The organism is Dorea longicatena (genome assembly GCF_024168045.1).
Lineage (GTDB): Bacteria > Bacillota > Clostridia > Lachnospirales > Lachnospiraceae > Dorea_A.
Genome location: NZ_CP100126.1, coordinates 336,841 through 356,175 on the forward strand (window position 1 = coordinate 336,841; position 19,335 = coordinate 356,175).

A 19,335-nucleotide genomic window follows, 5' to 3' on the forward strand; every position below is an offset into this window, starting at 1 on the left:
GCTGATGAGCTTTACTGAAAAAATGTAATTTATCATGATGTAATAAGCTTTAGATTTTGAGGATTTAATTATTAGTGTAGATTGGAAAATAATTAATCATATATGAATAATCCGGGCTAAAATCCATACACCGAGCAGGGGATAGATTTTAGCCTAGATTATTTACTTTACTGGCAGAATATTCGGTCGAGATTATAAAGGTGTTTTTAGTGTTCCGCGTATAAAGATGGAATTAAGCTATGGCATTTCTATTATAGATATAGCTATACTCTTTCTTGTATCCTACTACTCCCATCTTTTGGAAGAGATTCCGAGACACACAGACGAGAAAGATTGTTCCTTTTTGGAAAATCTTCTGCCTTGGTCGCGAAAACTTCCAGCAGAGATTCGCAAAGCTTAAATCTAGGTGGCTGCAAAGCAGCCGCCTAAAAATGTTAAGGTACTCGCTATTGAGCATTTACTCGATATCGATGCCTGACATCAGCCAGTCGAACTCTCTCCAAGTGAGATTCCGGACTTCTGATTTATCCCGGGGCCACCGGTAAGAGCCTTGGGCGGTGAGTCTTTTGTAGATCATAACAATTCCGTCGGACTCTTTTAAGATAGCTTTAATCCTGTCGCATTTGCGTCCACAGAATAGATAGAGCGAATGGTCGATTTCCATAGAGAACTGCTCCTGAATAATTGCGCATAATCCATCGATAGATTTACGCATACCTGTTCTGCCACAAACGATATCTTCTATCATTATGAGGTAGGAAACGGAGAATATCTAGTTACCCAAAAACTAAGCGCTTACGAATAATATAATATGATTATGTAAGTAACCGGACGAAGAACTGACAGAACAGACTATCCAATAACAGCGGTTAGAGAAGCTATTATAAATGCATTAGTACATCGTGATTATAGTATTCATACAGAAGGAATGCCGATTCAACTTATAATGTTTGAAGACAGGATTGAAATACATAATCCAGGTGGATTATATGGAAGAATCACTATTGACCAATTAGGAAAAATTCAACCGGATACAAGAAATCCGGTACTTGCATCGGCACTTGAAACATTGGGAATAACAGAAAACAGGTATTCGGGAATTCCAACAATCCGAATGGAAATGGAGAAATATAACTTAAGACAGCCAGAATTCTTGGATGAAAGAGGAAGTTTTATTGTAAAACTATATAAAGAATCAAAGAATGATTATGAAGATATGTCAAATGATGAAGAAACAAATAATTTAATAGTATTTTGTAAAACACCGCGTACAAGAAAGGAAGTTTGTGATTATCTGGGGTTAAATTCTGTTACTTATGCTATACAGACGTATGTAAATCCATTAGTAGAAGCTGGCGTAATTAAGTTGAGTATTCCAGATAAGCCAAAGAGTCCAAAACAGTTATATTATAGCGTAGAAAGAGAAAAATGAGAGAAGACCAATTCCTGCGGCAGCGTCTGCAGAAAGAAATCCCGATTGAGATTTCACCTGTTTTAAGAGATTTAATAACTGTTATATTTTGTTATTAAATTCTCCGCAAACCCTTGAAAATCTTTGTGTGAATCCTCTATTTCGGACAGGAGATAATTTGACAGGAAATTTCAAAGAAGAGTATAATACATATTAAGACATTTTGAATCGGCATGTGTCCGAAAGAAGCTGTCACTGGCAGGTTCTCTGTATTATAAGCAGGTTCGAAATAGACGCTATGGGGGAAAATAATTTGGAAAAAAAACTGACAATAAATGATATAGCCCAGATGTCCGGTGTGGCAAAAAGTACTGTATCAAGATATCTGAACGGGGGAAGCGTCAAAGATGCAACGGCCCAGAAGATAAAAAAAATCATCGAAGAAAATAATTATGAGCCGAATCTGTTTGCAAGGCTGAATGCAAAAGAGAGCCGGATCATAGGACTTACGGTACCTGGATTTAACTCGGTAACAACACCGAGACTTGTAGAAGTAATCGTTGCCTATCTTAAGAAAAATGATTATACACCTCTTATCATGCATACGGAAAATGATATCGAAGAAGAAATACGCTGTATCGAACGGCTGAAGAATATGAATGTAGATGGAATTATGGTTCTTGCGACGGGAAGCACAAAAGAATACGAAGAAGCAGTAAAGAAGTTAAAAATTCCAATCCTGTTTCTTGGACAACGCTTCCCGGGAGAGAATTCTGTCATTAATGATGATTACAATGCAGGATATGCGGTGGGTAATTATATCGGACAACGTAAGTTCAAGGAGATTTATATGCTCTGGGTACCTGAAGATGACCCGGCAGTAGGAGGAGAACGACGCCATGGAGTGATCGATGGACTTATGTCCTGTGAGAAAAAGCCAAAAGAAGTCATAGAGACAACGTTCTTTTATGAAAATGCAATTGAAAATGTACAGAAATTTGTAGATCATATGAAGACACCGGCGGCAGTCGTATGCGCAACAGACCGTATCGCATTTGGCGTGTACAAAGTAATGTCAGAGAAAGGTATACGGATACCGGAAGAAGTATCCGTGGTAGGATTTGGCGATTACGAAGCAGGAGAACTGTTACAGCCGCCACTTACGACGGTAAAATTTGACTGGAAGAACTGGGGGGAGATCAGTGCTGAGTCGATGATCCAGATGATTTTAGGAAAGCCGGTAAGCCCGCTTCAGGTCAACCCGTATGAAATTATAGAAAGAAAAAGTGTAAAAGAGAACTGAGAATCAGGCGGATCTGTCAATTTGACAGACCCGCTTTTGTGCAATATAGACAAATTTAGATATCAATTTTTGGAACCGTTTCCGAAAATGAAATTGCAGTGACGTTTTGTGTTGACATACAAAAGCTGATGTATATAATAAAAACATAGGAACGGAACCGGTTCCAAAACAAAACAATACAAGGAGAAGAGAAATGGGAAAGAACAATGAGTATCTGGAAATATCAAAACAGATCGTAGCCAATATTGGTGGAATGGATAATATCCAGGGAACAGCACACTGTGCAACCAGACTCAGGATCGTATTGAAAGATAATGATCTTGCAGATATTGAAAAACTGGAAGATATCGACAAAGTAAAAGGTGCGTTCATAGCAGGTAATCAGTTACAGCTGATCCTGGGAGCTGGAACAGTGAATGATGTATATGAGGTATTTGCCGAGTATACGAATACACAGAATATGTCACTGGGAGATCTGAAGGAAGAAAGTGCGAAGAGGCAGAATCCACTTCAGGCAGTGATCAAAGCGTTATCTGATGTATTTATCGGAATCATGCCGGCACTTCTTGCAGCAGCCCTTCTGATGGGAATTACAAGCGTCCTTGGCGGACTTGAAGTAGTAAAGACACATGATACCTTATATGCGATCAACCGGCTGGTAAGTCTTGCGTCTACAGGTATCTTTGCAATCCTTCCAATGGCAGTATGCTATTCAGCCGTAAAAAGATTTGGCGGGAATCCGGTTCTTGGTATGGTAATCGGAGCAATCATGTTAGACAGTTCTCTTGCCAATGCTTACCAGGCTGCACAGGGAACCGTTGATATAGAAGTTATCCGTCTGTTCGGACTGAAGATTGAGATGGTAGGATTCCAGGGAGGAATCATCATCGCGCTTATGATGGGATTTGTAGTTGCAAAACTGGATAAATTCTTCAATAAGGTAATTCCGGATGTAATCAAGCTTCTGGTTGCACCAATGCTGACAGTATTTATCTCTACGGTATTACTTTTTACACTTGTAGGCCCGGCAGGACGAATTCTTTCTAATGGAATCACAGACGGACTGATGTGGGGTACAGAACATCTGGGAGCATTCGGGTATGCGTTATTTGCCGGAGTTCAGCAGATCGTAGTTATCACAGGTCTTCATCACATTATCGGTGCGGTAGAAGCACAGCTTATTGCATCGACAGGAACAAACTTTTTAAATCCACTGATGTCTGTAGCTTTATTTGGACAAAGTGGTGCGGTACTTGGTTATCTTTCCCTGAACTGGAAGAACTTAAAAGCCAGAGAGCTTTGTATTCCAAGTTTCTGCTCGACATTATTTGGTATCAGTGAACCGGCAATCTTCGGAGTAAACTTACGTTACAAGTTTCCACTGATCGGTGGATGTATCGGTGGTGCAGTTGCAGGTGCATATGTATACTATTCAAAGCTTACTGCTCTTGGATTCGGTACAACTGCACTTCCTGGAATGGCAATTGCTAATCCGGCACATCACGGGTACATTAACTACATCATTGCACATGCAATCGCGATTACGATTGGATTTGTATGTACAGTCATCTTTGGAAAAATGTGGTCAGCACCGGATAAGAATAAAAATGACAAAAAGAACGATACAAAAGAAAATGATACAACAAAGGCAGTTATTACAGAAGAGCCTGGTGCAGTCTATGCAGCAGCAGAGGGAACAGTAAAAGATATCGAAGCATCGACAGATCCGACATTTGCAAACAAGGTACTTGGAGACGGTGTCGTTATCTTTCCGGAAGACGGAACCGTTATGGCACCATGTAAGGCAACCGTATCACTCGTATATCCAACCGGACATGCAATCGGACTTACAACTGCAGATGGAGCAGAGATCCTGATTCACTGCGGGGTAGATACCGTCAATATGAACGGTGAAGGATTTGAGACACTTGTAAAAGAAGGACAGGAAGTAACAGCAGAAGAAGCACTTATCAGATTTGACATCGACCTGGTGAAGAAGCATGGATACTCTCCGGAGATTCTTGTTATCTTCACAGAGCTTCCGGAAGGAAAGACCATCAAAACAGAAGAAAAACATATTGCAAAAAATGATAAGATGGCTGAAATCGTGTAAGGATAAGGTGGACAGGAACAGATGAACAAAGAGACATATTTAACAGAATATCCGAAGCATGAAAGTATGAGGGAGAATGTAAAAAAAGATAAAAACAGACTTCACTTTCATATAATGCCGCCGACAGGCTGGATGAATGATCCGAATGGTCTGTGTGAATTTCAGGGTGTGAATCATATTTATTTCCAATATACACCATTTCTTGCCGGATGGGGAACGAAGCTTTGGGGACATTACACAACAAAGGATTGGATTCATTATAAAGAAGAAGAGCCGTTCCTTTATCCGGACGAAGAATGGGACAGAGACGGTGTATATAGCGGATCAGCCTATACCTGTGAAGATGGAATTCACTATTTTTACACAGGAAATGTAAAACTCTGGGATAAAGATTATGATTATATCATGAATGGACGGGAACAGAATACGATTCACGTATTCAGTCCGGATGGAAAGAATATTGCATACAAGAAGCTTGTAATGACCAATGATGATTATCCGGTGAATATGTCCAAGCATGTCAGAGATCCAAAAATCTATAAAAAAGACGGCCGTTATTATATGATCCAGGGAGGCCGTGATGCGGAATCTTATGGCTGTGCACTTTTGTTTTGTTCCGACGATCTGGAACACTGGAAATGGTACGATACGGTGCGGACAGCAAAGCCATTTGGTTATATGTGGGAATGCCCGGATCTGTTCGAGATTGACGGCCAGCAGATTATGACATGCTGTCCACAGGGAGTAGATCAGAAGGGATATGATTACCAGAATGTGTACCAGTGTGGATATTTTCCGGTAGAGTTTGACCTGAAGAACAAATCATACAGCTTTGGAAAATTTCAGGAATTTGACAAAGGATTTGACATCTATGCGACACAGACATTTGCAGATGAAGCGGGTAGAAGAATCCTGATTGGCTGGATGGGGATTCCGGATGCAGATTATGATAATGATGCAACGGTTGCATATGACTGGATCCATGCACTTACCATGCCAAGAGAACTGGAATGGAAAGATGGAAAGATCTTACAGCATCCATTAAAGGAGATGAAAGATCTGCGTAAAAATGCATTTACCTGCGAACTGGAAGCATTTACAAAGTGGGCGCCTGCGGACTGCTGTTTTGAACTGAGACTTGACGTGGAAGAAGCAAAAAATCTGGAGCTTAAGCTTCGTGAAGATGTTACAATAAGCTGGAAGGACGGGCTTTTTACCTTATCGATGGGAGAAAGCGGACGTGGAAGAAAGCAGCGCTTTGCTAAGGTGGAAGAGCTTTCGGATATTACCATCTTTTCGGATACATCAGCCATTGAGATATTCATTAATAACGGGGAAACGGTTCTGACAACAAGAGTATATAGTGAACATCTTGAACAGAAAGTAGAGCTTGTATCCAGAGAGGTAAAGGGAAGCGTTCATGGATATGAACTTGGATCATTCGAGGTTGAATATAAAAAATAGATTCCGGACTGCATAAGATATAACAGGTGAATATACGGAAAAGAAAATAAAAATGTGGACAGGTTCCTGAAAAAAGAGGTGCCAGTCCACATTTTTTATACCATAGTATGCAAGAGATGCTGTCAGTGGCAAGTTTTATGTATTGCCATGCATTTGTAAGAAGTAGCAGGTGGCAAGTTTTTTGTATCTGACTGCAAATTCCGCTTCATCGGATCACCGATTCCGCTAGCAACGGATCAGTTTTTCCGGTCGTAACGGAACACTTTTCCGCTTCGTCGGATCACGCGCGTGGAAATACTGCTGTTCTCTTATCGGAGCGGCGCCGACGCCGTATTATAAGGCGGGCGAAGCGCTTATGAATCATGACTACGATAAGGTATTAAAGAACAGGATTCATGATAAGTCCGTGCCGGTCCGGGATACTTATCAGCAACTGAAGACTGCACAGAAGAGAAAGGATGAAGTGGTACAGTATAAGCTTGGCGATGCGGTGACACATCCGAAATTCGGACATGGAATTGTGGAGAAGATTAATCAGAGATCTGGCGGTGTGCATTTACATATCCGGTTTGATGGGGAAGTGAAGTGTATTGATCAGAAATGGCTGTCGCGGAAGAAGTATACGTAATAAGAAATATATAAAAGCTTTCTCTCATGCGTTTATTTTAACATAAAACAGATAGACAAACTACGGGGCGGATTTACAATTCGTGCTATTTTTTGACTATTCGTGACAGAGCGATTGAAAACAAGAAGTGTTTTTTTATAATAAAAGCAGTAGATGACAAAGGCTGGAAAAAGGAGGAAAGTATAAATGAAAGGAAGAAAAATACTATTAGCGTTTATTATATCTGCAATTACGCTCACATCGGGATGTGCAAATGGTACATCAAAGACAGAGGAGGCAAAATCAGAGCAGAAGACAACAGAAGAAAATGCAGTTGTTCCAATTAAGCCGATTACGGCAAAAGTAATTGATGATAATCCATATATGGCAAAGAGTGATGCCAATGTTCATCAGGACTGTTATAATTCAGATACGACAGATGAAGTATTACCGGTTGATATTTATCCGGAGATTAATGTTTCTTATGAAAAAGTAAATCCAAATGCATCTCCGGCGGTATTTTTTGATACATATGGACATGCTGTTGTTCCATTTCAAGGAGGACTGGCTATCCGTGATATTAATGCGGATGAAACACAGACAGAAGGTTATTTTTCACCGGCAAAGCATGATGGCGGAGGATATGTGATACAAAGCTCATATTCATTCGTAGATGAGAGCAATCGCCTGGTATGTCCGACAAGCAACAACCATGTGCTTATGTTGAAAGCAACAGATGATGCGGGAAATGTCCTTCCGGAATTTGAAAAAGTGCTGGATATTGATATTAAAGCAGCGGCAGAAGAAATTACAGGGAAAACATTGGATCAGAACTTATTATCTGTAGTTTTTGACTATGAAGGAAATTTATGGTTTGCTACAGGCGGTTTCCGTATTTATCCGGAACGTAAACAGCAAGGTGCAATGGGATACATTTCAAGGGCAGCAATTGATGCCATCTTAAAGGGAGAACATGTTGATCTGAAAGAATCTACATTTGTATATGAATTGGAGCCTGGCGAAGGTGCAGAGAATGGAATTGCATCGTCAAAGGAAGGTGCAGTTATATTAACGAATCAAAATTGTTATTTATTAAATGCAAAAGATGGTGTACAGGTGCAGTGGTGTACCCCATATGAAAGCGTGGGAGCGAAAGACAGCAAAGAGGGAGATGAAACTACAGGCGGAGGTCTTGCCTGGGGAGGTGGATGTTCACCATCTCTGACAAGCAAATTAGTTATGTTTACAGATAATCAGGATCCGGTAAATCTGTTGGCATTAGATATGAAGACCGGGGAAATAGTGGCAAGCATGCCGGTAATCGATGAGCTTCCGAAAAATATGCAGGTGTCGGTAGAAAATTCAGCAATGGTATATGATAACGGAGAAGGTACAGTCAGCACAATCGTATGTAACTGGTTTGGAGCCGGAAGTGCTAAACTTGCGGACGCAGACAACGATTCTTCTATACAGACCTATGAAAATATTTACGATGTAAACTGGTTGAAGAAGGGAAATAAGATGGTTGTGCCGGGAGTAGAGCGTGTCGATACCATTAAGACAAAGGACGGATACGAAATGAAGAGTATCTGGTGCAGAAACGATATCCGTGATACATCTATGATGAAGCTTTCTACAGCGACAGGTTATATCTATGGTTATGTTCAGGATCTGGAAAGTGGCATGTGGCAATTCATCATGTTAGATTTTGAAACAGGAGAAACAGTATTTACAATGGATGTCTCAGATAAACCGGGATACAACAATATGGCAATCGGCATGTATGCAGGAAATAGTGGAAATACATTATATTGCCCGACAGGATATCTGGAGCTCTTAAGATTGCAGGACAGATTTGTTTATCTGCCGGAGATGCCTTATCGAAAAGTAGATTTAGACAAGGCAAAGAGAAATGTACTAACACAAGAAGAATTTACAGAAGCCGGCGGGAAAGGAAATGTTGCAGGCTGGCTGAATACGATTACAGTAGAAAATGTACATCCAAATACTACTGTGGCAATACGAATGAAAGGAATTGCAGGAAAAGCAGATACATTTACATTATATGCATATGATAAAGAGAATAAATTAAAAGAAGTTCCTGCAGAGTTATGGCATATTCAGGAAGAAGATGGAACATTGCCGGATAAACTTACAGAGGATACATTATATGAAGTGCATGTTATGGTAGAAGATGGAGGAGAATTTGATCTTAGTGATACAGAAAAAGAAATTAAGATAGCAGTTATTCTCGGAAATAAATGATTTGTTTTTAAGAAAATCACCTGAGGTGTATATCACAAGGCTCCGTTCTAAAAAAGAATGGAGCTTTTTAAAACTAATGCAAAGCAAACACCCCAAAAATTTAACAAAAGTTAGCAAGAATTCTCCTTCCTCTATAGGTGGGAGATGAATTGCAGAAAAAGAAGATAGAACGCTTGTTCTGCAATGCGAAGTGTGGTATACTATAATCAGTCGAAAGGATAGAAAGGACTGACTATATGGACAAAATGGATCATAATGCACATTCAGTATATTTGATGTATTATCATCTGATCATGGTTGTAAAATACCGAAGAAAAGTAATAGATGATCCGATTTCGGAACGTGCAAAAGAGATCTGGGAACGTATTGCACCTGATTATGGAATCACACTGGAAGAATGGAATCATGATGTTGATCATGTGCATGTTATGTTTCGAGCACAGCCAAAATCAGAACTCAGTAAATTTATCAATGCGTATAAAAGTGCAAGCAGTCGTTTGTTAAAAAAGGAATATCCACAGATCAGGGAAAGACTTTGGAAGGAAGCATTCTGGAGTCAAAGTTTCTGCCTGTTGACAGCGGGTGGTGCACCGATTGATGTTATCCGTAATTATATCGAGACGCAGGGAGAGAAAAAAAGATGAATATAGCTTACCATTTTCGTATATATCCAAACAGAGAGCAGGAAGTTCTGCTCGCAAAAACATTTGGCTGCTGTCGTTTTTTATATAATCAGATGTTGAATGATAAGATACGGGAATATGAAGCAACGAAAAAAATGCTGCGAAATACACCGGCGATGTATAAAAAAGCATATCCATTTTTGAAAGAAGTGGATTCCCTGGCACTTGCAAATGTGCAGATGCATCTGGAAAAGGCATATAAGAATTTTTTCAGGGATCCAAAGATTGGCTTTCCAAAATTCAAATCAAAACACAGGAGCCGAAAAAGCTATACGACAAATGTGGTCAATGGAAATATTCAGGTAGAAGATCATCAGATAAAACTACCGAAGTTGAAATGGATCCGTATGAAAAAACATCGTGATATTCCAGAAAAATATTGCCTGAAATCTGTAACAATAAGTATGGAACCATCTGGAAAGTATTATGCAAGTCTATTATATGAAAAAACTGACTGTGAAAACCAAGCAGAAGAATTAGATTATGAAGACGCAAAGATACTAGGAATTGATTATGCAATGCATGGAATGGCTGTGTTTTCTGAAGATATACAGAAGGAAAATGAAGGATACTTCAGAAAAAGTGAGGAGCGGCTGGCAAGGGAACAAAGAAAGTTATCCCATTGCGTGAAAGGAAGCAATAATTATTACCGACAGAAAAAACGTGTTGCATTATGTCATGAAAAAATCCGAAATCAGAGGAAAGATTTCTTACATAAGCTGAGTCATGAAATGGCAGAGACATATGATGTTGTTGCAGTAGAAGATATTGATATGAAAGCAATGAGCCAGTGTATGCATTTTGGGAAAAGTGTCATGGATAACGGTTACGGAAAGTTTCGGGAATTGCTGGAATATAAGCTGACATGGAGAGGAAAGAAATTGGTACGTGTAGACCGTTTTTTCCCTTCCAGTAAAAAATGCTGTAAATGTGGTAGTGTAAAGAAAGAACTGAAACTTTCGGACAGAGTATATTTTTGTACATGTGGAAATCGGATAGACCGGGATCTGAATGCGGCAATCAATATACGTGAAGAAGCACGCCGCATGTTGTTAGCAGGATAAATGGGAAGTGTCTGTATCCAGACAATGAAAATATCCCATAACTGGGTAAAAATGAATCGCGGGGCACGCGAGGATAGCTTGTAGATACTTGGCTCAGTAGAGCCATTGAGCAAGAAGCCCTCACTTCAAAATCTGTGATTTAAGTGGTGGGAGCATGTCACCCTAAAATGGAATTATTATGATGAGTAATTATATGAGGAACAAAAATGAACATACAAATTTTCGGAACCAAGAAAAGCTTCGACAGCAAAAAAGCTGAACGATTTTTCAAAGAGCGCGGAATTAAGTACCAGTTCGTAGATATGAAAGAAAAAGGTCTGAGTAAAGGTGAATTCAATTCGGTATGCCAGGCTGTCGGAGGATATGAAAAACTGATCGATCAGGAGTGCAAGGATAAAGATCTGCTTGCGTTGATTACTTATCTTGCAGAGGAAGATAAAGCAGAAAAGATTCTGGAAAATCAAAAGGTGATCAAGACACCGATTGTGCGTAACGGGAAACAGGCAACAGTAGGATATCAGCCAGATATCTGGAAAAACTGGAAATAAAAGAGTATAAAGAAAGTAAAAAAGGAACTCAAAAATAATAACAAATAAATTTGAGATTAAGGAAAGAATACTGAGTGAGAAGATGATAGATTACAACCGAGAAGACCAATTCCTGCGGCAGCGCCTGCAGAAAGAAATCCCGATTTTACGGGCATTAATACAAAATCTATATGAAGAAATGGACAGAAAACTCCATTTAAACGGGGCAAAAGTACCGATAACATTTGGATATGATACGGACACACTGGGATCTTACACTAGACGAAGTGCACATGAAAAAGAGCATTTTCATTTTTCGCTGTTGTTTATTGCATATGGTGTGAAGAATCCGCTGTCCAAAGAAGACCGCATAGATCTGTTTAAGCATGAGTATGCCCATTACATGCAGTACAATATGCAGATTCCCGAAAAGTATAAATGGCAGGCGGGAACGCACGGAAGTGCGTGGAAATACTGTTGTTCTCTAATCGGAGCGGCGCCGACGCCGTATTATAAGGCGGGCGAAGCGCTTATGAATCATGACTATGATAAGGTATTAAAGAACAGAATCCATGATAAATCCGTGCCGGTCCGGGATACTTATCAGCAACTGAAGACTGCACAGAAGAAAAAAGATGAGGTGGTTCAGTATAAGCTTGGTGACGCAGTGACACATCCGAAATTCGGACATGGAATTGTGGAGAAGATTAATCAGAGATCTGGCGGGGTGCATTTACATATCCGGTTTGATGGGGAAGTGAAGTGTATTGATCAGAAATGGTTGTCGCGGAAGAAGTATATGTGAAAAGATTCAGTAAAAACAAATAAGCAAGGTAGTGAAGTATCTGAAGAGGATAAACGTACACGAAGAACGTTAGATGATGAGATGACATTTTTCGTGTGCGTAAATTTATATATTGACATACTATCAAAGTGATACTATCATAAAGATAATAATATAGGACGAAAAAAGAAAGAGGTAGTAATCATGCGGAAAAAATCAGAAATGCAAAAGGTTAACGAAGAATTTGTAAAGACTTACGATGATTCAAAATATCCAAAACCATCCGTGACTGCAGATATCGTCATTTTCGGAATGTTTGATAAAGAAGAAGATAATTACAGAAAAATAGCCGAGAAAGAGTTAAAGGTACTTTTAATCCAGAGAGGTGCGGCACCATATGAAGGCTGTTATGCCCTTCCGGGCGGATTCGTTGGTCCGAAGGAAACCATCGGCGAAGCCGCAGAACGTGAATTAAAAGAAGAGACAAACTGCAACTGTAATTTCCTGGAACAGTTCGGTACCTACAGCAATCCAAACCGTGATCCGAGAAGATGGGTGATCAGCAATGGATACATGGCACTTGTCAATGCCGGACAGGAAATGATCCAGGCAGGAGATGATGCTTCGGATGCAAAGTGGTTTGATGTGTCATTTCAGGAAGAAGCCGGTATATGGAATCTGTGTCTGACACATGGGGATGAGAAGCTTCATGCAAGATTAGAAGAGACAACTTCGAAGTGGGATGTAAAGAAGAAATTTAAGACTATAGAAAGCGATGACCTTGCATTTGACCACGAGCTGATTCTTGCAGATGCAATCGTACAGCTTCGCAAGTGGATTACGGAGACGCATATAGCGTTCCGGCTTTTAACGGAGAAGTTTACACTGAGAGAATTGCAGCAGATTCATGAGACGGTGCTGGATACGAAGCTGTTGGTTCCGGCTTTTCGAAGAAAAGTGGCTGATCTGGTAGAAGATACCGGGGAGATGACGGGGGATGCCGGGCATAGACCGGCGAAGTTGTATCGGGAGAAAAGATAAACTTTGGTAAGAAGAAAGGGCTGTGCATACTAATGATAAAATTTTTATTCTTGATACTTTTCATAATTTGGGAAAAAAGAACATTTAGAGCAATTGTGGCATTGCCGGCAGGCATTGTTACAGCCGGGTATATGGAAGAGATTAATAAAGATGAATCTTTGTAATTTAGGAGAATTGCAGATGGAAAATAAAGAGAAAAAGCAAATGCTTACAACGGAGCTAACAAAAGAAAAGAGCGGCAGGAGTGCCGGGATGATTCAGGATATTACAATAAACGGAATCAAACTACATCTCGCTCAGAACGGAATCGGCGGTCCGGTCATCTTCTGGGGCATGTATCCACATCAGCAGAACGAAGTAGAGCATCTGTGGGAATCTCTACTGGAACTTGTGCCGGAACAAAATTTCCTGCTCGTTGCATTTCAGGTGGAGAATTGGAACCGGGACTTTTCACCGTGGGAAGCATCGGCTGTATTCGGAACGGAAGGTTTCGCAGGACAAGGTCTGAAGACGCTGAGATGGCTGACAGAGGAATGTGTGCCACATATTGATCGGGCTTTTGGCGTGAAAGACAGGGAACATTGGCTGATGGGCTATTCGCTTGCCGGATTATTCGCGCTATGGGCAGCTTATGAAAGTGACGTGTTTTCTGGAATTGTATGCTGTTCGGGTTCGTTGTGGTTCCCGGACTGGGATCATTATGTAAGGGATCATATGATTCAGAGTAAATGTAGCGTGTATCTGAGTCTTGGCGGGAAAGAAGAGAAGACGAAGAACAAAGTAATGGCAGCGGTCGGTGACAGGACCAGGGCGCAGGAAAGGCTGTTACAGGAGGACTCGATGGTGGAATCCGTGGTTTTAGAGTGGAATGCGGGAGGGCATTTTGCAGATGCGGGGAAAAGGCTGGCTAAGGGCGTGAAATGGATGTTCGGAGTGAAAAGTGGCTTATAATATAAGTTGAGGGTGTTAAGGTTTCATGGTATCATAATCAGTATAGAAGTAGATTAGAAGGTGTAATATATGGGAAGATTTGTGAATCCGGATAACAGTGCATTTCAAGTAGCACTGAATTCAAAAATCTATATAGATAAAACAGGCTTAATTGCCTGCATGAATGATGTACTGGACTCAACAGACGGATATATTTGCAATAGTCGTCCACGTCGGTTTGGAAAATCATATGCGGCGAATATGCTTGCAGCATACTATAGCAAAGGTGCAGATTCGGAAGAGATGTTTTTTGATCTTGAGATAGGAAAAACAGAAGATTTTAAGAAGCATCTTAATAAATATGATGTGATCCATATAGATGTACAATGGTTTCTGACCAATTGTGAAGAAGCAGAAAATGTTGTAGCATATATTACCAGGATAGTATTGGATGAATTGAGGGAAATTTATCCGGAAATTTTGTCTGAGAATGTAAGATCTTTGCCGGATGGGCTTTCACGGGTTAAGGATAAGACAGGACAGAAATTTATTATTATTATTGATGAATGGGATGTGCTTATCCGGGATGAGTCGGCAAATAAGAAAGTACAGGATGAATATATCCGTTTCCTGAGAAGTATGTTCAAGGGAACGGAACCTACGAAATATATCCAGCTCGCCTATCTTACAGGAATTTTACCGATAAAAAAAGAAAGAACACAATCGGCACTTAATAATTTCCGTGAATATTCGATGCTGAATGCGGGACCACTGGCCTCTTATATTGGATTCACAGAGGAAGAAGTAAAAGAACTTTGTGAGGAATATAAAAAGGATTTTTCAGAGGTGAAGCGCTGGTATGATGGCTATCAATTAGGAAAATATCATGTCTATAATCCAAACGCAGTCGTAAATCTGATGACCGATGGAAATTTTCAGAGTTACTGGTCTGGAACGGCTTCCTATGATTCGATCGTTCCATTGATTAATATGGATTTTGATGGATTAAAGACTGCAATTATTGAAATGTTGTCGGGGGCAGCGGTCGAAGTGGACGTTGCTTCATTTCAGAATGACATTGCAAATATTGTGAATAAGGACGATGTCCTGACGTATCTGATTCATATGGGTTACTTGGGATATTCGGGTGCTTCCAGGATGGCGTTTGTACCGAACGAGGAGATCCGGCAGGAACTGATTCGTGCGACGCGGAGAAAACGATGGAACGAGATGTTACTTTTCCAGCAGGAATCCGAATTGTTATTAGATGCAACGTTAGATATGGATGGTGAAGCGGTTGCAGAACGGATAGAAAAAATACATGAGGAATATGCATCAACAATTCAATACAATAATGAAAATTCACTTAGCAGTGTGTTGGCATTGGCATATCTGAGTGCGATGCAATATTATTTTAAACCAGTTCGAGAATTACCGACAGGACGAGGCTTTGCGGATTTTGTGTTTATTCCAAAACCGGAATATAAGAGTGATTATCCGGCGCTTGTTGTGGAATTGAAATGGAATAAAAGTGCTGTGAGTGCATTGCAGCAGATAAAGGATAGAAAATATCCGGATTCTATTCAAGATTATACAGGTGATATTTTGCTGGTTGGGATTAATTATAGTAAAAAAGATAAGAAACATGAGTGTGTTATTAAGGCGTATAAGAAAAAATAACAGTGTTTCGTCAGGCATATAAGTGAAATGAAAGCATAGTAGAGGTGAATAAAATGCTCCCGGCAAGAAAAATACATTTTGAAGCAAAAAAGAAAGAAAAAGAGAACTTAAGATTCCGAAGCTTCTTAAAATGCAATGCGGATGAAGAAGAACTGGACCAGCAATTTTTACAACTGCACAAAGAATTATTTGAAAACTTCGATTGCGGCAGATGCCGTAACTGTTGTAAAGAGTACTGTGCGGAACTTACGACAGATGAAGTGAAGGAAGTGGCAGAGTATCTTAAGATGGAAGAGCCGCAATTTGTTCAGACATATCTGGAAAAAGATGAGACGGAAGGGACTTATTTAACGAAAAATAAACCATGTGATTTTCTTCAAAAGAATGGAGAATGTCTTTTAGAGGAGTGCAAGCCGGATGGCTGTAAGAAGTATCCGTATACGGATCAATCGGGACGTTTGGGGAGTTTGTATGGTATGCTTGATGCGATAGCGGTGTGTCCTGTAGCATATGAGATCTGGGAACGGTTAAAGAAAATATATAACTTTCATTGATGATAATGTAAATGGAATGATAAAGAGGTAATTACAACCGGAGGTGAAAATCAATGAACAAAGCAGACAAAGCAGAATCCCTCTTCCGCACAGGCTACAACTGCAGCCAGTCGGTCTATGCAGCATTTGCGGAAGAACTGGGAATAACAGTGGAAGAAGCAGCGAAGAAGGCAAGCCCGTTCGGAGCAGGATTCGGCAAGCTTCGTGAAGTATGTGGTGCTGTGACGGGGATGGTCATGGTGATCGGTGATCTGTACGGATACGATGATCCGAAAGATGCGGCGGGGAAAAAGAAGCTTTATGCACTTGTGCAGAAGCTTTGCGGAGCATTTGAAGAATCGGAAGGAAGTCTAATTTGCCGGGAACTTCTTGGGTTGGAGAAGGGCGAAGATCTGGAAGAGCCTGCGGTCAGAACGGAAGAGTATTATCAGAGCAGACCGTGCGTGAAAGCATGTAGAAGAGCAGCAGAGATTTTGGAAGAATATATGAAGAATAAGTAGAAAAAGACAGCAAAAAAATCGGGGAATATATAAAGAATAAAAGGATAATAGAACGATTGATGTTGAATATAAAAAACAGAGCGGTACGATGAAGGTACCGCTCTGTTTTATATTCTGAATCGCCATGCGTTCGTAAGAAGCTGCCAGTGGCAGGAATTGTTATGTATTCGTAAAGTCTGGTTGGGGGCAGATTCCGCAGACAATGAAGGATTTTAAAATTTCTCATAATGAATTTTCTCAAATGGAAGCTTTGAAAGTTCGGCAGGTGTTTTCTCCTCAGCCGGCATCCCCAGAGACAGAATCGCTTCAAGCTTATACCCTTCCGGAAAATGCAGACATTCACGCACATAATCTTCGGTTGTAATAGATGCAGTACCGGAATCGGTGGAAGTTGCAGTTCTTAACCGTCCCTGGATCCAACAGCTTCCGATACCAAGACTGTCGGCCATCAGATGCATATTTGCCATGGCGATGGAGCTGTCCTCAATCCATACATCAGAGACTTCGGCATTGGCGATGACGACGATGGCCGCATCTGCGCCGGCCAACATCCAGGCGGCGCCGGTACGGCATTCGGACAGATGACGGAGCATGTCTTTGTCTTTGACGACGATGAATTCCCATGGGCGGATCGAACGGCTGGAAGCGGACAGAAGTCCGGCCTGAATGATCTGTGTCAATGCTGCATCATCAATAGGTGCACCGGTGTATTTACGAATGCTGTGGCGTTGCTGGAAAATTGATAATAAATTCATAAAAAACCCCCTTATCTTTTTTCTTATAGTATAATTGAGAATATAAGAAAAGGGAAGAGAAGAGTATTTAGACAAGTATTAGACAAAAGAAAGCAGGAAGGATATGAGCGAATACATTACGACCTACACAGGAAAACATTTTAAACCAACAGAACCGAATCCGGAGTTATTTGACATAGCAGATATTGCACATGCGCTGTCCCTGATATGCAGAGGAAATGGTCATGTGAAGACGTTCTGGTCGGTCGGGGAACATTGCATTTGCTGTGCAAAAGAGGCAAAGGCGAGAGGTCTGTCGGATAGGATGGTGCTTGCATGCCTGCTTCACGATGCAAGCGAGTGTTATATGTCGGATGTTCCGTCGCCTTTTAAGAAGAAACTGCCGGAATATAATGAACGCGAAGAACGTATGCTTTCTATGATTTATGAAAAATTTCTCGGTTCGGACCTGACACCGGAAGAGAAGATGCAGTTGAATGCGATTGATAAGGCAATGCTATGGTATGATCTGACGTTTCTTCTGGGAGAGAAACAGGAGAGCGAAGCGCCCGAATTGCATATTGATCTGAGGTATGAGGTCAGAGCATTTGGTGAGGTGGAAGAGGAATACCGGAGGATTTTTGAAGAACAGCTTATAACCGTACAGAATAAAAGAATCTAAAATCGTACGGATAAGATAGAAAAGGAGGAATACATTATGTTACACGAAGTATCTTTTGCGTCCTACAACGGACGTGACCAGGTCCAGGGATGGATCTATGTTCCGGCTTGCAAACCGAAGGGAATTGTCCAGGTGATCCACGGATTTGGGGAACATTCCAGACGTTATCTGCATATGATATCTGCCTTCATGGATGCGGGTTATATCGTGGCAGCAGACGATCATGTAGGACATGGGAAGACAGCAATGGTCAATAATGTGTGGGGCGACTGGGGAGACAAAGGACCGCATACAATGATGGAAGACGAGCATACATTGAAAGGAATCGTGTGTGAAAAATATCCGGATCTGCCATATTTCTTATTCGGACACAGCATGGGATCTTTTATCACAAGAGATTTCATTGCAAAATACGGGGACGAACTGGCCGGGGCAACCATCTGCGGAACAACGGGAATCTTCCGCGGGGCAGAAGAGACGGGAAAGAAATTAAAAGAAGCGATCGATGCAGGACATGGAGAAGAATCTGATCCGTCATATACCGGAGAACTGATGGGATGGATGTGTGAGCGCTGTGGAGAGGTCAGTATCGGAAATGAGTGGATCTGTGCCGATCCGTATGTACAGCGGGATCATGCCGATGATCCGTTTGATGCATTTACCAGACCGACCAGCAACCGTTCGGTATATGATTTCATCCAGATGATGTTACAGATCGAGGGAACAAAGTGGGCCGAAAAAGTGCCGACAGACCTGCCAATCTATAATATTGCGGGAGATCAGGACCCGGTAGGTGAGTATGGTGTCGGTGTATATCAGGTAAGTAACTGGCTGGTACAGACCGGACATAACGTAACGACGAAGCTGTACTCGGGATACCGCCACGAGATACATAATTATGCTGAGATTAAGAACGAAGTCGAAGCGGGTATTATTGCATTCATGGACAAGGCATTATAAAAATGTATTAGGTGCCGGGAGGGATTATAATTT

The 19,335-nt window shown here is 41.0% G+C and carries 19 protein-coding genes; 17 read left to right on the forward strand and 2 right to left on the reverse strand.

From position 1 onward, the window contains the following. Positions 1-457: 457 nt before the first annotated feature. Positions 458-748, reverse strand: a complete 291-nt coding sequence (gene tnpB / locus NKF87_RS01670) for an IS66 family insertion sequence element accessory protein TnpB (protein ID WP_301291883.1) — start codon at positions 746-748, stop codon at positions 458-460. 180 nt (positions 749-928) lie between these two features. Between tnpB and NKF87_RS01675 the strand changes: the two genes are divergently transcribed. The 15 genes from NKF87_RS01675 (at position 929) to NKF87_RS01745 (ending at position 16,926) form a co-directional block, all read left to right on the forward strand. Then, the gene (locus tag NKF87_RS01675) at positions 929-1,432 is read left to right on the forward strand and encodes an ATP-binding protein (protein WP_253583845.1); all 504 of its coding nucleotides are present in this window, start codon (positions 929-931) and stop codon (positions 1,430-1,432) included. Positions 1,433-1,724: 292 nt separating this feature from the next. Next, complete coding sequence (locus NKF87_RS01680; RefSeq protein ID WP_028087351.1) at positions 1,725-2,714, forward strand: LacI family DNA-binding transcriptional regulator; 990 nt, start codon at positions 1,725-1,727, stop codon at positions 2,712-2,714. A 193-nt stretch (positions 2,715-2,907) separates the two neighbouring features. Then, positions 2,908-4,827, forward strand: a complete 1,920-nt coding sequence (locus NKF87_RS01685) for a PTS beta-glucoside transporter subunit IIBCA (protein ID WP_055304203.1) — start codon at positions 2,908-2,910, stop codon at positions 4,825-4,827. 21 nt (positions 4,828-4,848) lie between these two features. After that, entirely contained in the window at positions 4,849-6,291 is a 1,443-nt protein-coding gene (locus tag NKF87_RS01690) for a glycoside hydrolase family 32 protein (RefSeq protein WP_253583847.1), read from the forward strand. A gap of 355 nt (positions 6,292-6,646) precedes the next feature. Further along, positions 6,647-6,919, forward strand: coding sequence for a hypothetical protein (locus tag NKF87_RS01695; RefSeq protein WP_253583849.1), 273 nt, complete (start codon positions 6,647-6,649; stop codon positions 6,917-6,919). Between the two features lie 186 nt (positions 6,920-7,105). Continuing rightward, on the forward strand, positions 7,106-9,163 hold the full coding sequence (locus NKF87_RS01700; protein WP_253583850.1) for a hypothetical protein: 2,058 nt from the start codon (positions 7,106-7,108) through the stop codon (positions 9,161-9,163). A gap of 236 nt (positions 9,164-9,399) precedes the next feature. After that, the gene (gene tnpA, locus NKF87_RS01705) at positions 9,400-9,807 is read left to right on the forward strand and encodes an IS200/IS605 family transposase (protein WP_055182673.1); all 408 of its coding nucleotides are present in this window, start codon (positions 9,400-9,402) and stop codon (positions 9,805-9,807) included. Next, entirely contained in the window at positions 9,804-10,910 is a 1,107-nt protein-coding gene (locus NKF87_RS01710) for an RNA-guided endonuclease TnpB family protein (protein WP_055182670.1), read from the forward strand. Before tnpA ends, NKF87_RS01710 begins: the two co-directional genes overlap by 4 nt. A 206-nt stretch (positions 10,911-11,116) precedes the next feature. Beyond that, entirely contained in the window at positions 11,117-11,458 is a 342-nt protein-coding gene (locus tag NKF87_RS01715) for an arsenate reductase family protein (RefSeq protein WP_055182302.1), read from the forward strand. A gap of 82 nt (positions 11,459-11,540) precedes the next feature. Next, on the forward strand, positions 11,541-12,242 hold the full coding sequence (locus tag NKF87_RS01720; RefSeq protein WP_118377686.1) for a hypothetical protein: 702 nt from the start codon (positions 11,541-11,543) through the stop codon (positions 12,240-12,242). A gap of 183 nt (positions 12,243-12,425) precedes the next feature. Beyond that, positions 12,426-13,262 (forward strand): NUDIX hydrolase, encoded by an 837-nt coding sequence (locus tag NKF87_RS01725; protein WP_118309137.1) that lies wholly within the window; start codon positions 12,426-12,428, stop codon positions 13,260-13,262. 180 nt (positions 13,263-13,442) lie between these two features. After that, complete coding sequence (locus tag NKF87_RS01730) at positions 13,443-14,213, forward strand: alpha/beta hydrolase (protein WP_253583851.1); 771 nt, start codon at positions 13,443-13,445, stop codon at positions 14,211-14,213. A gap of 69 nt (positions 14,214-14,282) precedes the next feature. Continuing rightward, the gene (locus NKF87_RS01735) at positions 14,283-15,872 is read left to right on the forward strand and encodes an AAA family ATPase (protein WP_253583853.1); all 1,590 of its coding nucleotides are present in this window, start codon (positions 14,283-14,285) and stop codon (positions 15,870-15,872) included. Between the two features lie 53 nt (positions 15,873-15,925). Continuing rightward, entirely contained in the window at positions 15,926-16,426 is a 501-nt protein-coding gene (locus tag NKF87_RS01740; RefSeq protein WP_028086933.1) for a YkgJ family cysteine cluster protein, read from the forward strand. Between the two features lie 53 nt (positions 16,427-16,479). Continuing rightward, positions 16,480-16,926 (forward strand): C-GCAxxG-C-C family protein, encoded by a 447-nt coding sequence (locus NKF87_RS01745; RefSeq protein ID WP_055283155.1) that lies wholly within the window; start codon positions 16,480-16,482, stop codon positions 16,924-16,926. Between the two features lie 212 nt (positions 16,927-17,138). Here NKF87_RS01745 and NKF87_RS01750 read toward each other — a convergent pair whose 3' ends face one another. Further along, complete coding sequence (locus NKF87_RS01750) at positions 17,139-17,681, reverse strand: nitroreductase family protein (protein WP_226853230.1); 543 nt, start codon at positions 17,679-17,681, stop codon at positions 17,139-17,141. 103 nt (positions 17,682-17,784) lie between these two features. Here NKF87_RS01750 and NKF87_RS01755 point away from each other — a divergent pair, with 103 nt between their 5' ends. Then, positions 17,785-18,342, forward strand: coding sequence for an HD domain-containing protein (locus NKF87_RS01755; protein ID WP_253583855.1), 558 nt, complete (start codon positions 17,785-17,787; stop codon positions 18,340-18,342). Positions 18,343-18,378: 36 nt separating this feature from the next. Further along, the gene (locus tag NKF87_RS01760) at positions 18,379-19,302 is read left to right on the forward strand and encodes an alpha/beta fold hydrolase (protein ID WP_055195619.1); all 924 of its coding nucleotides are present in this window, start codon (positions 18,379-18,381) and stop codon (positions 19,300-19,302) included. The last annotated feature ends 33 nt before the right edge of the window (positions 19,303-19,335 follow it).

Coding starts and splice junctions, on each gene's coding strand:
- tnpB (WP_301291883.1), bottom strand. CDS start 748: ATGATAGAAGATATCGTTTGTGGCAGAACAGGTATGCGTAAATCTATC.
- NKF87_RS01715 (WP_055182302.1), top strand. CDS start 11,117: ATGAACATACAAATTTTCGGAACCAAGAAAAGCTTCGACAGCAAAAAA.
- NKF87_RS01750 (WP_226853230.1), bottom strand. CDS start 17,681: ATGAATTTATTATCAATTTTCCAGCAACGCCACAGCATTCGTAAATAC.
- NKF87_RS01760 (WP_055195619.1), top strand. CDS start 18,379: ATGTTACACGAAGTATCTTTTGCGTCCTACAACGGACGTGACCAGGTC.
- NKF87_RS01730 (WP_253583851.1), top strand. CDS start 13,443: ATGGAAAATAAAGAGAAAAAGCAAATGCTTACAACGGAGCTAACAAAA.
- NKF87_RS01700 (WP_253583850.1), top strand. CDS start 7,106: ATGAAAGGAAGAAAAATACTATTAGCGTTTATTATATCTGCAATTACG.
- NKF87_RS01690 (WP_253583847.1), top strand. CDS start 4,849: ATGAACAAAGAGACATATTTAACAGAATATCCGAAGCATGAAAGTATG.
- NKF87_RS01740 (WP_028086933.1), top strand. CDS start 15,926: ATGCTCCCGGCAAGAAAAATACATTTTGAAGCAAAAAAGAAAGAAAAA.
- NKF87_RS01695 (WP_253583849.1), top strand. CDS start 6,647: ATGAATCATGACTACGATAAGGTATTAAAGAACAGGATTCATGATAAG.
- tnpA (WP_055182673.1), top strand. CDS start 9,400: ATGGACAAAATGGATCATAATGCACATTCAGTATATTTGATGTATTAT.
- NKF87_RS01675 (WP_253583845.1), top strand. CDS start 929: ATGCCGATTCAACTTATAATGTTTGAAGACAGGATTGAAATACATAAT.
- NKF87_RS01725 (WP_118309137.1), top strand. CDS start 12,426: ATGCGGAAAAAATCAGAAATGCAAAAGGTTAACGAAGAATTTGTAAAG.
- NKF87_RS01685 (WP_055304203.1), top strand. CDS start 2,908: ATGGGAAAGAACAATGAGTATCTGGAAATATCAAAACAGATCGTAGCC.
- NKF87_RS01745 (WP_055283155.1), top strand. CDS start 16,480: ATGAACAAAGCAGACAAAGCAGAATCCCTCTTCCGCACAGGCTACAAC.
- NKF87_RS01710 (WP_055182670.1), top strand. CDS start 9,804: ATGAATATAGCTTACCATTTTCGTATATATCCAAACAGAGAGCAGGAA.
- NKF87_RS01735 (WP_253583853.1), top strand. CDS start 14,283: ATGGGAAGATTTGTGAATCCGGATAACAGTGCATTTCAAGTAGCACTG.
- NKF87_RS01755 (WP_253583855.1), top strand. CDS start 17,785: ATGAGCGAATACATTACGACCTACACAGGAAAACATTTTAAACCAACA.
- NKF87_RS01720 (WP_118377686.1), top strand. CDS start 11,541: ATGATAGATTACAACCGAGAAGACCAATTCCTGCGGCAGCGCCTGCAG.